Below are 12,199 nucleotides of genomic sequence, written 5' to 3'. Positions count from 1 at the left end.
CTACTCCTCCGTATTCCGGGACTCTTCCTGAATCAGTCCCGCTTTAGGGTCTAGGCAATAGACCACTACTTGCCCAGTTGTTACTATTTGGATTCGGGGCGGTTCGCCCACCTGACTCACTAGCTTCAGTACAGCAGGTTCGTGACCGTCCCGATAAACCGTGATAAAATCAACCGACGGGCCTTTGTGCCGAAGCATAATGCCTCGTAGCAATCTACTCGGGTCTTCGGCATTACCCGGTGTGCGGATTTCATACATAGTGGAGCCGGGCGCCAGTAGAGTACTCGTGGATACTTCATACTCCCGGCAGGTGCTCACTCCATCATAACGGATATTCCACTCCGTATTTAACGGACAATCCGTCTCATTTTTCATTGCGGACAGTACTTCTACTGAGCCATAACCAGCTTCCAGACCAAGGACTGTCGGAGAGTCCGTCTGGACACGGTGAGGGTCGAACGGTAACAGCAAATGTCCCGTCGGATGAAACCATAAGTCTACTTCCTGACTCCGCTCCGTTACTTGCTCAACATGAAACCAATCCAGCAGCCAACCGTCGGCCAATACAAGATGCCGCTCTAGAACAGCTCCTTCATAGGCGCTGTCTGAACGAATCCATAAGTACGTAGCGTTGCCTTCCTGGCGAAATTGACAGCAGCTTCCGGTATGTGGAGCTTGGGAACGACCTCCGATGGTGACCGTGTTATGGCTCGCAGTTTCGGAATACCATTCCTTGCGCAAAACAGATCCATAAGGAACCATACCCAGCTCGGGAGCAACCTCGCCCCATCGGTGCATAATCGTGATATGAAGCTTGTCGAAATGTCCATGTGATCCGCCATGCTCTCCGAAATCCGCCAGCACGGACAGCGGATTGCCCGGGTGGCGGAGCACGGCGAATCCGGAATCCGGCAGTAGGACAGAGTCTCTCACCCTGTAACTGGTCTGAAGCTCCTTACTCTCACCTGCTCCATACAGCACTGCCTCCAGACCAGTCCTTAATTCCTGCCCGTATAGATATCTATAAGCATTCGCCAGTATTGGCTGGAGACTCGGGTCTTTGTAAACCGCAATACCTATTTCAAATACTTCAGCAATTTCTCGGGCGAAAGGAACGCGCGCATAAGGACCATCATGCACGGCTGGAAGCTCCCCGTTATCGCCGCTAAGCTCTGCCAGCAACTGAAACATGCCACGGATGGATTGTCCCTGTTCTCCTTTGGCAGCATAGAGGTCAACCCCGAAGCGCCCGTACATCTCGGCTGCTATGAGATAAGCCCGCAATACAAAAATATGGTAGTACGTGCTGCCTTCAAATTCAAAACCATCTGGCTTCACGCCAATGGACAGATGATGATAGAATCCGCCTTCTCCCTCCAGCAAAGAAGCAAGCTTTTCTCTGGTACCTTTGGCGGCATATACACAAGCCAGGCTAGCATTCAGCCATGCGGTATAATTGTTCTCTGCATTCTTCTTCTCGTAAATGAGGATGTGGCGGTATTGCTCCATACTCTCCTCCAGCATCGTGAAGAACACTTGCAGCTTTACCTCTTCCTCCCCAGTGAACGTTACTCCATGATCCACAAGCAGCAGATAGGCCCGAATAAGCGTAGTGGACCAGATAGCCTCTGTCAGCGCCTGATGAAAGGCACGGCCACTAAGCATCCAGGGTTGAGCATCGGGATGAACCGGATACAAAGGAAACTGCTCCGCATAACCGACAAGAATCTTCCGGGCTAAGCTGCTGTAGAATTCTTCTCCGTCTGCGGCGAATACCACGGCAGATTGCAGGGCGTATCGCGCCATTGCCTGATGCCGGTATACCAGCCATGCTCCCCGGTAGGGTTCACCTTCCAGCTTGCAGCCCTTCGGGCAAGAAAAGACAACCGCATCTTGCTCCATAACATCGAAGATTAGCTCAGTATGATGCTGGGGACATACATATTGGTGCCACCAGCCACCAGGTTCTGTCGGGAGCAGAATCTCTTCTCTCCGGAAGGGATCCAGCTCCATTTTCAATTTATCCACCTCAAGACCAACCCAGGAAAAAGTATCTGCTTTCTCCTTAAGGTTCATCATCGCATGAACAAGCCTCCGTTAATTTCAATAATTTCGCCTGTCAGATAATCCGACAGCTCTGAAGCGAGGAAGAGTGCCACATTGCTCACATCCTGTGGAGCACCTTCCCGGCCCAGCGGAATCTTCGCAATCGTTGCCTGTCTTGCCGCATCCGCAGTAAAGGTAGCATGGAAAGCGGTCTGACCGATAAATCCAGGAGAGATAGCGTTTACATTAATCCCGTGAGGACTCAGCTCCTTGGCAAGTCCCTTGGTATAAGACCATACCGCAGCTTTGCCCGCTGCATAAATGGAAGCGCCCGGTCCGCCGCCGTCATGGGCCGCAAGGGAAGATACATTGATGATTTTACCGCTTTTCTTGGCAATCATTCCTGCGGATACGGCTTTGCAGGCAAACACGCATGATTTAAAATTAACGTCCATCACCTTGTTGTAATGCTCTTCGTTCATTTCAGTATTGGGAACCCGATTGATCATGCCGCCTGCATTGTTGACGAGAATATCGATGGTTCCGCCGAAATGCTCCTCTATTTCCTTCACCATATTGTCCAGTTGACCAGGACTTGTTGCGTCTGCCTGAAAAGCATAAGCTTCTCCTCCGGCCTGACGGATCGCGTCCACCGTCTCCTCCGCAGAACCGAACAAATAGTTTACCGCCACTTTGGCGCCGGAAGCAGCCAAAGTCTCCAAGATTTGTCGGCCTATCCCTGCATTGGACCCTGTAACAAGCGCAATTTTACCAGTCAAATCAATTTTCATTGCCTATTTCCTCCTAATAGTAATTTTTTCTGAAAACATCTTTTTCCTCACTCCGCAGGCATGGATAAGATCAACCGGGTTCCCTCATTCTCCACGCTTTCGACACTTAATCCGTATTGTTCACCGAACACCATTTGAATTCTCCGGTGCACGTTCATGAGCCCGATTCCACCTCTATGATAGAGGGAGTCTCCTTCCGTATCCGCCAGCTGATTCAGATTCAGCTTCTCACGAAGCTTATCAAGCCGTTCGCGGGACATCCCTGCGCCGTTATCCTCTACAAGAACTAGAAAACGATCTCCCTCTTTTCTGGCGTCGATTCTAATATAGTGCTTGTCTTCAATTCCCTCGGGAAACGCATGCTGAAAAATATTTTCGATCAAGGGCTGAAGTGTCAGCCTGACCATCTTAGCCAGTAGCAGCGTCGGCGGAATCACTACGTCAATTTCGAACTCTCTGCCGATCCGGTGCTTGAGAATCGTCATGTAGCTCAGTACATGATTAAGCTCATTGGCAATCGTAATTTCCTCCAGATTAGTTTGGATGGAGTAGCGAAGCATGAATGCCATGGCCTCCACTATTTCTGTGATTTCATCCGAATCCTGAACGACCGCATAACATTTGATAGTCTCTAATGTGTTATATAGATAGTGCGGATTAATCTGCAGCTGGAGTGCCTGGAATTCAGCTTGATGACGTTCCAGAGCCTCCTTCTGGGTGGTAAGCTCCGCTTCGTATACCCGCTCAATCATTTCGGACAGCCGGGTCACCATGAGATTGTAGCTGCGCATCAATCCCCCCAGTTCATCCTGACGGCCGTTCATCTCAAGCCTGCGCCACTTGCCTTTTTCCGTCTCCCTCATGCCCTCCTTAAGAATCAGGATGGGCTTCGTGATGGATCGTCCGAACCAGGCTGCAAGGAGCAGTGTGCCGACAAGCGTGAGAACTCCCACCACCAGCGTGGTCGTACGAATGGTAGAAATAGGCTTGCGCAGCTCACCAACGGGTATGGATACTACAAGCTGCCATTTGGAATATTCGGATTTTCTCGACACGAACAAATACTCTTTCCCGTCTACTTTTTCCACCACAGAGTCATTTGGGTGTTGAAATACGTTCTGAATGTGCTCAGCAGATAACCCAGGGTGGTTATTATTCCCTTCCGCCCGGTAAAGGAGCTTGCCGAATTCGTCCATGATAAAATAGGACCCGCCCTGTCCCAGATCAAGAGGTTCCCATATACGGGCCAGATCCTCAGCCTTAAATTCAATGGCGACTATACCTTTGGGACGATAGGAAGAGACCCCTCTGATTCGGCGGACCATCGTAATAATGTTCTTATCCCCTTCATTCATCACATTCGTGTTGAGAATGGTGATGCGGCCGCTCTCCGGCGTATGTTCGCTTAAGAAACGGTAGCGTTCCTGAGGATGAAACTGCAGGCTATGTGCCTGATAGGAGTTATCATCGCTAATGGCCTTGCCGTGTTCACCGATGACGTACATCAGATTAATCTGGGGATACAGAATAAACAAAGAACGAAACAAATACTTCTGAATGTCATTCGTATATTGATAGTAGGAGAAGCTATCCTCCGGGTCCATATCCAAGAACTCCTTGACTTGATTGTAGGACAGGATGGAATCGCTAGCCTTTTCATAATTTTGCAAATACAGATCCGTTTGATAAGACGCACTTCTGATGACTTGAGCAATGGACTTCTCAGAAGACTTATCCAGCTCAGCCGAAGCCTGAAAATAAGAGATAAATCCAACCATGGACAAGGATAGAAGAATGACGGTCAGAAAGGAGGCAAACAGCTTGTTCGACAGACTCTTTCTCATCAATCGATCCCCAGCTGGTTGCGGTACTCAGAAGGAGCCAGCCCGGTGAACTTTTTGAACGTCTTCGTAAAATGAGGATGGTCTGCATACCCGACTTCATAGGAAATATCGGTGATCCGATAGCTTGCATCGGCAAGTAATCTTTTGGCCTTCTCCATCCTGCGTTTTATGCGGTAATGTACAAAGGTCTCTCCTGTTGAGTGCTTAAACATCTGGCTGAAATAAGAGGCATTTAGCCCAAGCACTTCCGCCACTTCTTCCAGCGATACTTCCTGGGCGAGATGCTTTTCAATAAATGCTTTAGCTTCCTCTATCGGATCCTTCGCTTTACCCTTGCGCTTTCTACGAAGCTCTTCCAATATAGCTGCTGACGCTTCTGCGAAGCAGTGAAATAACTGCTCAGGTCCAGCTGCTGCGGACAAGTCTAACACGCTTTTACCGGGTGTAACTGAATTGACAAGCAGCTTCTTCACGAGTAAAGCATAGCCCTCTTCCAGAAGCTCTTTTTGCTGAATTCGGCTCATCTTACGCTGGAGGAAGTCAGTTTCCCATTCCTTCAGTACAAGGTACAGCCTTTCTTTATCCAAGGTCCAGATGGCATCATCCATACGCACGACCCATTCATCGAGCTTAGCGACAGAGACAAAACTCTCTAACTTCTCTCTATGCGCTTCCAGTTTGGCGATCACATTTTGAAGGTTCCCTTTGCTCACGGGTTTCAGGAGATATTCTTTCACTCCATAGGACACGCATTGGCGGGCGTATTCAAAATCCCCATAACCCGAGATGACAACAGTCTGAATATCCGTCTCCATCTCCGACAGCCGCCGGCACAGCTCCAGTCCGTCTACCTTGGGCATACGGATATCTGTAAAAAGAAAATCCGGCTGCTCCTCCATAATGAGCTGGATGGCCTCCTCGCCATTCTGGGCCAGCTTAATGTTATACGGATGCTCGCCGCATTGCTGGATCATGATAGAAAGTCCCTTTCGAATCATGGGCTCGTCGTCTACGATTAATACACATCTCATCCATGGATACCACCTTCCGATTCGTCTCGCTTAACGCGTTCCTATTCTACCACACTATGATAGATCAGGATTTGACGGATCCGACCATCATTCCTTTAACGAAATGGCGTTGAAGAAACGGATAAATCATGATAATCGGAATAGTAGCGACAATGATAACAGCCATTTTGATGCCCTCAGGTGAGGTGTGGGCCAAAGAGCTATAAACTGAGGAAGCCGGATCAATGCTGATATCGTCCGTCTCGAAGAGCTTCTTCAACATCACTTGCAGAGGCCATAATGACGGCTTGTTGATATAATACAGAGCGCTCATGTACGTATTCCAGTGCCCGACGGCGTAAAAAATCCCCAATGAGGCCATTACCGGTTTGGACAACGGCAGTACCATATTGACTATGATCCGCAGCTCGCCACACCCATCGATTCTGGAGGAATCTATCAGCTCCTGAGGCAGCTGCATAAAGAAGCTTCTCATCACGAAAAAGTTAAATGCGCTGATGGCCCCCGGAATCATAAGTGCCCATAAGGAGTTCATAAGCCCCAAATTTTTGATCAGGATAAAGTTTGGAATAAGAGGGGCACTGAATACCATAGTGAACAATACCATCATGACGATGTATTTACGTCCTACGAATTCCGGCCGCGACACCGGATAAGCGAGAGAAGCTGTCGCAATCAGATTAATGGCGGTGCCCAGTACCGTAATATAGACGGAAACACCGAACGCCCGCCAAATGGAATGATCGCTGAAAACGTACTGATAATTGATCGCGGTAAATTCCTTTGGCAGCAAGCCTACCCTGCCATTAATAATTGCTTCAGAGCTGCTAAAGGACTGGGCAATCACATTCAGAAACGGCAGAAACATAGCCAAAGCGAGAGCGGTCAGAAACAAAAGATTGAACACATTAAATAGATTCTGGCCGCGAGTATAGCGTACTCTCATCATCCCTACCTCCATAAAGAGCGATTAATACAGCGATTCACCGGTTGTTTTTTTGCTCAAAATGTTGCCGATGAGCACCAGAATGAGTCCAACTACCGACTTGAATAGCCCCACTGCTGTTGTATAGCTGTATTGCTGAGACAGCAGCCCCGCCTTATAGATATAAGTGTCCAGAATCTCCCCGTTCCCGGTATTAAGCGCATTCAGGAATACCCATACCCGCTCGAAGCCAAGATCAAGAAATCTCCCGATATGGAGAAGGAACAAAATCATAATCGTCGGTATCAGAGACGGCAGTGTAATGGCTAAGGTTTGTTTCCAGCGCCCGGCTCCGTCTACTTCAGCAGCCTCATAAAGATCTGGGTTTATTCCTGCCAACGCGGCCAGATAAATGATCGTACCGTACCCGGAATCCCTCCAAATGCCGGAACTGATCAAAATCGTGCGAATGTATGAATTTTCACCAAGAAAATAAATTGGTTCAAAGCCGAAGGCTTGTAAAGCCTGATTCACAATCCCTGTTCCTGGGGAGAGGATACCCAAGGCGATACCGCTGACAATTACCCAAGACAGGAAATGGGGCATATAAACCACCGTTTGCAAAAACCGTTTGTAAAACACAAGCCGAATTTCATTCAGCAGAAGCGCAAGCAATATTGGAGCCGGAAAGGCGAATATAAGATCATACAAGCCTAGCAGAATTGTATTGCTCAAGATTCTTCCGAAATCCTGGTATTGAAACATCGTCCTAAAGTGCTCAAGTCCCACCCATTCACTGCCTGTAAAGCCTTTAAAAATGTTGTAGTTCTGAAACGCAATAACTGAACCAGCCAACGGCAAGTACTTGAAAATGATAAAATACAAGATCCCAGGAATCGCAATCACATAGAGTGCTCTGAATTTCCACATGTTTAAAAGCAAGGATCTTTTCGTGTCGGCTTTGTAGTTAATAAGGTTAACCCCAGTTAACTTAGCTTTCATAACCGTTTCCTATAGATCCTGTTTTCAGCAGGTTCGCCGGAGCATTCTCATCCAGGGGAATTTCTTGAAATTCGACGGTAATAAACTGTTCCTCCCGATCAATAATTCGGGATAACTCCCGCGTGAATACGGTGACTATCTCCTCCTTCTGCTCACTCGTTCGGCCTTCGTACATCCTAATCTCAATATGTGGCATCGGCCTTCCTCCATTTCCTTGAATAGTGAATGAATCTAACCTCATTCTACCTACAATAAAGCGCTTGCAATATGGAGTTTCTATGAGTGAGCTTGTGTTTTCTTTAGGGTATAATCGGTAACGGCCAACCCTCTACTACTACATGATCATTTTTGAAATAATTGCAACTTATACTGTTAATAAGATTCCCCTGCAGGATGATCCCTTTTCCAGCAAGAAGTCGAATACCGTTCGTATTGCCAATCAGCGAATTTGCGATCAATTGAACGTCCTGCGGGTCGCCCGCTCCGATATCATTTGCTTTGCTATCGCCGGGATCATGCTCAAGGGATACAGCCCAATAATTCGACGCGGTGTTGTTGCGAATGATATTCTCCTTAATGATAGTACCTGGCCCGTTCAAAATCTGAATGCCCTTGGCGTTCTCTATATGCGTTGTATTCTCAATCACATTTCGCTCAATGACTGTATCCGGGGTGCCCATAGTTACATTGATTCCTTCTCTTGTATTACGAATCGTATTGTCATGGATATAGTTACGCGGTCCTGACTTACTGTGATTGCTGGGTGCTGTACCCCCGGTGTTTCCCAGTCCGATCGCCGCGCCGTAGGGAATATCGCTAATCACATTGCCGTATATCTCGTTCAAATATTCGAGTTCTCCGTGCAGATCGATGGCATCCAGCTTTGTATTCATAAACTGATTGTTTCGCAGGACATTGTTATGGGCAACAAATTGGATCAGCGCCCCATGCCGCAAATAAGGGCCTTCGAAATGGGAGTCCTCCACAACATTCCAAACCGTGTCGTTCTCATACCCGTTGCGATCCTGCTTGGCCATGCCCTGAATCGACACACCATAGCCAGCACCGCCCGGACCTACATCTGTCGCATTTCGGAACGTGCTGCGGCGTACGACGATATCACGGCTGTTGTCGATACGCACACCCATACGTGAATACTTCTCTACAGTAACTCCATCAACCGTGACGTTGTATGACGGAACTTCACCAAAATTTGCGATGGTAATCATGCTGTCGGGACCACCGGCGTCCGGGTTGTTCACTTTGTGATCCGTCGTGTAGACACCGTTCCATGTAGAAGTCAATGTGAGATTAGTTATGGACAGATCATGCTGTCCGGATACTTTCATCAGGGCGCTGTTTTTTACCTTATTGAGAGATGTCTTGAGGATGGTTGTTGATTGATCCTCACCGCGAAGGTTTACTCCTGACTTGAGCTTCAAATTGACAAGAGTATCCAATGTTGAGTTCAAATTATAAACCCCAGACGGCAAATAGACCTCATCGCCGGACTCAGCACTGTTTATGGCAGCTTGAATAGCAATACCGTCATCTGTGTCGTTATCGGCGAGATCAGCATTATAGTCCAGCACGTTCAAGATGCGCCCAGTGGTTGTAGGTGAGGAATGAACCGGATGCACCGTACCCTCAGGTTCGGTTAATCCGGGAGCTTTGAATGGGATCGGTTCCCGGGGTGGATTAGGCGTGTAGTTCGGGATGCTGGCTACAGGTGTATCGCCATTTGCGAACGGCGCATAGATGTTTATCTCCGATAAACTTGTAAACGCGCTGCCATCAGAATTCCCAAGACCTACGATACGCACATATCTGGCTTCTGTGTCAGGAAAATCAAAAGGTTGCATCTCTATGGTTCTGTACATGCTTGCACCAGTCCATATGGTAGTCCAAGCCAAACCGTCATTTGAAGTTTCGATACTCAATTGAGCCGTACGCGTGTCACCTTTATAAACGGCAATACCTAAATAACTGATCTGCTTCCGTTCGCCTAAATCGTATTGGATCCACGGGCTGTTACCTGCGGCGGACCAACGGGTGAACAAGTTATTATCGATGGTATTCGTTGCGATATTGCCATCGCTGTCGCTGGCTGTCACGTTTGCAATCGCGTAAGGAATGATGGGTTCTGTAAGCGTTGACCGGGTAAAAGAAAGCGGTACGGATGTATTGCCCGACTGATCCACCGCTTCAACCTTAAAACTGTACGCCGTGCTAGGGCTAAGCCCGACGGCTGTATACGTTGCATCGGTAACATTGGATAACAGGGTGCTATCCCGGTATACGCGATAGGAGCCGATACCTTGATTATCGCTGGCGGCCGGCCAAGAAAGTTGAATGAACTCTGTACCTATATTGACAGCTTTCAGAGAACTTCCATCCGGCCAGGAAGGTTTCTCATGGTCGCTTGAAGGTGCAACCGCTTCTTGAACAACCAGCTGTGGACGGGGGTTGCTGTTGCCATTAGCTTCTTTCGAATAGACATTGAGGGAAATTCCAGTGCTTGCCGCATCACCAAGCAGAAAAGCGATATTACCGCCCGATGCGGACAATCTTTCTCTGACAAACTCGGACACATCGATGCTGTAAACCTGTGGAGCTCCTGATTTGTCTGCCGTTACGGTAAATTTCCCACTTAACGAAGCAATGGTCAGATCCGTGACAGGCGCATTGCTCCAAGTCAGCTCCGATTCAGTCCAATTTGTATCCTTTAGGCCGAATAACGAAAGTTCGAGGTCCGCATTGGATGAACCCTTTTTGGCAGCAACATTAAAAATATACCTGTTTGCAGGATTGCTATATGAAGAGACATCAAATTTAAAATACACATATTTCTTGTTCTCGGCGCCAGAAGAAATACTGAACAATCCATTGCTGCTGCCCGTCGCGCTATTGAAGTTTACAGTGGGCTTGCTGCTGTCGATGACTGCATCGTCGCTCGGTGCCAGACTGGCTAGATCGCGATATACAACCTCATCATCAGGTGTTGTTGCCGTTCGATTCTTTACATATTGATCCATAAAAGCCCAAGCCTCGGCGCTTGCTTGCTCAGCCGCTTCGCCTATAAAACCGTGACCTTGTTTAGGTACAATTTTGACATCGACCACTTTCACGCCTGCATCCTTCAATTGATTGGAGAACGTAATACTGTCCGTATATGGGATCGTCGAATCCACATCCCCATGGCGGATGAAAAAAGGCGGATCGTCCGGTGACGCATAAGTGCCAGGCATAGCCAACCTTGCCTGGTCTGGCACAGAGAACGCGTCGTTCCCGCCTAAAAGCGCTTTTACAGATTTATAGCTATTAGCGAAGTTTGTTGTAAAATCCGCTGGACCGTAGAGATCGACAACGGCTTGCACTTGATCAGAATATTGCTGCCAACCGCCATTCCCTGCCAAATCCGGAACATTTACGGTATGTCCTGTATCCAATGTGATTGTCTCGCCTGACTTAATGTTCCCAGTCGTACCGAGTAGTGAGGCCAGATGCCCCCCTGATGACGAACCCCATACACCGATCCGACTCGGGTCCAGATGGTATTCTGCCGCATGCGCGCGCAAGTAACGAATAGCAAGCTTCACATCCTGAATTTGCGCCGGGAATGGCGCTTCCGGGGTTAAGCGGTAATCCAGCGATACTCCGATATATCCTCGCTTGGTTACATAGTTGCAGATACTGGCAAGGGCTTGCTTCCGGTCTCCGTGATTCCAACCTCCGCCATGAATGTATACCATCACTGGCACGGGTGCTTGAGGCAGGATCTTGGGTACGGCAATCGAAGTATAAATCGGCCGCGTTCCAGCATTCCCAATCCGCACATCTTCATACAGCTTAACGCCTTCAGGAACCACAAACGGCTTAGGTTCAGCCGGTGTAGGGATTGGCACCGGTGTCTCTGCGGGTGGTATTCCGGGAATCGCTTGAGCTTTGAGGGCGACACTATCAATGTACATATTCGCGCTCATAAGCTCCCCCACACGAACCCGGATTTTGACGTTCGGGTTGTTGTCAGCTCCGCTGCCCAAGTTTTGGACTTTGAGTTGGTTCGGCTCACTGTTCTTTTGTTCCAGCGTTCCTGGGGGCAGCTTAAATTCCTCCAACGTTGTCCAATTTATCCCTCCGTCACTTGACCATTCTACGATGACGCTTCCTCCGATGTAGGAGGATGCCCGTGTATAATAACTCAATTGAAGATTGCGGTACCCCGTCGAATTCACTGGCAGCGCCAATGCATCCTTGCCATCGATTTTCACCAGATTCGGTAAGGACGGGGCCGTGGACGAAACCGAAGTTTTCGCCATACTGTTTCCTTCGCCTTCCTGCAGCCAAGGCCCCAGAATGGCAATACCACCGGTAGATCCAAAATTGTCAGGGTCATCGAAGTTTTCCTCGTAGAGCGTAACATAGTCATCGGTTATTCCGTCTGCATAAACTTCAGTAAGCGCTTGCATTTCCAAAGGCGAATATAACAAAGCCAAAGACAACAGTACTCTAATGCCCACTCGAAAAGCTTTCCTATATAGTCCGTTTCTCAAATAAAAT

General features: G+C 48.4%; 8 protein-coding genes. All 8 read right to left on the bottom strand.

Translation table 11 applies throughout. The features are described 5' to 3' along the window. Positions 1 to 2,079, bottom strand: coding sequence for a heparinase II/III family protein (locus MHI25_RS11200; protein ID WP_340395413.1), 2,079 nt, complete (start codon positions 2,077 to 2,079; stop codon positions 1 to 3). After that, on the bottom strand, positions 2,076 to 2,837 hold the full coding sequence (locus MHI25_RS11195; protein WP_076280949.1) for a glucose 1-dehydrogenase: 762 nt from the start codon (positions 2,835 to 2,837) through the stop codon (positions 2,076 to 2,078). The genes MHI25_RS11200 and MHI25_RS11195 overlap by 4 nt, the downstream gene beginning before the upstream one ends. 47 nt (positions 2,838 to 2,884) lie before the next feature. After that, positions 2,885 to 4,681 carry a sensor histidine kinase gene (locus MHI25_RS11190; RefSeq protein ID WP_076130133.1) on the bottom strand — a complete coding sequence of 599 codons (1,797 nt, stop codon included), beginning with the start codon at positions 4,679 to 4,681 and terminating at the stop codon, positions 2,885 to 2,887. Then, complete coding sequence (locus tag MHI25_RS11185) at positions 4,681 to 5,712, bottom strand: response regulator (protein ID WP_076186675.1); 1,032 nt, start codon at positions 5,710 to 5,712, stop codon at positions 4,681 to 4,683. Before MHI25_RS11185 ends, MHI25_RS11190 begins: the two co-directional genes overlap by 1 nt. Before the next feature lie 64 nt (positions 5,713 to 5,776). Next, positions 5,777 to 6,661: a carbohydrate ABC transporter permease gene (locus MHI25_RS11180; protein ID WP_139329962.1), complete on the bottom strand. Its 885-nt coding sequence runs from the start codon at positions 6,659 to 6,661 to the stop codon at positions 5,777 to 5,779. A gap of 21 nt (positions 6,662 to 6,682) precedes the next feature. Continuing rightward, positions 6,683 to 7,639 (bottom strand): ABC transporter permease subunit, encoded by a 957-nt coding sequence (locus MHI25_RS11175; protein ID WP_076305898.1) that lies wholly within the window; start codon positions 7,637 to 7,639, stop codon positions 6,683 to 6,685. Further along, a complete protein-coding gene (locus MHI25_RS11170) occupies positions 7,629 to 7,835 on the bottom strand; it encodes a tautomerase family protein (protein ID WP_076305899.1) in 207 nt (68 codons plus the stop codon). The genes MHI25_RS11175 and MHI25_RS11170 overlap by 11 nt, the downstream gene beginning before the upstream one ends. 103 nt (positions 7,836 to 7,938) lie before the next feature. After that, the gene (locus MHI25_RS11165; protein WP_340395412.1) at positions 7,939 to 12,192 is read right to left on the bottom strand and encodes an alpha/beta hydrolase fold domain-containing protein; all 4,254 of its coding nucleotides are present in this window, start codon (positions 12,190 to 12,192) and stop codon (positions 7,939 to 7,941) included. Between the last annotated feature and the right edge of the window lie 7 nt (positions 12,193 to 12,199).

This window comes from Paenibacillus sp. FSL E2-0177 (assembly GCF_037992975.1).
Lineage (GTDB): Bacteria > Bacillota > Bacilli > Paenibacillales > Paenibacillaceae > Paenibacillus_AQ > Paenibacillus_AQ odorifer.
This window is presented reverse-complemented; position numbering and strand designations above follow the sequence as displayed.

What these genes read in the sequence shown, in the direction of transcription:
- MHI25_RS11200 (WP_340395413.1), bottom strand. Translation starts at nt 2,079, where the DNA reads ATGATGAACCTTAAGGAGAAAGCAGATACTTTTTCCTGGGTTGGTCTT.
- MHI25_RS11195 (WP_076280949.1), bottom strand. Translation starts at nt 2,837, where the DNA reads ATGAAAATTGATTTGACTGGTAAAATTGCGCTTGTTACAGGGTCCAAT.
- MHI25_RS11190 (WP_076130133.1), bottom strand. Translation starts at nt 4,681, where the DNA reads ATGAGAAAGAGTCTGTCGAACAAGCTGTTTGCCTCCTTTCTGACCGTC.
- MHI25_RS11185 (WP_076186675.1), bottom strand. Translation starts at nt 5,712, where the DNA reads ATGAGATGTGTATTAATCGTAGACGACGAGCCCATGATTCGAAAGGGA.
- MHI25_RS11180 (WP_139329962.1), bottom strand. Translation starts at nt 6,661, where the DNA reads ATGATGAGAGTACGCTATACTCGCGGCCAGAATCTATTTAATGTGTTC.
- MHI25_RS11175 (WP_076305898.1), bottom strand. Translation starts at nt 7,639, where the DNA reads ATGAAAGCTAAGTTAACTGGGGTTAACCTTATTAACTACAAAGCCGAC.
- MHI25_RS11170 (WP_076305899.1), bottom strand. Translation starts at nt 7,835, where the DNA reads ATGCCACATATTGAGATTAGGATGTACGAAGGCCGAACGAGTGAGCAG.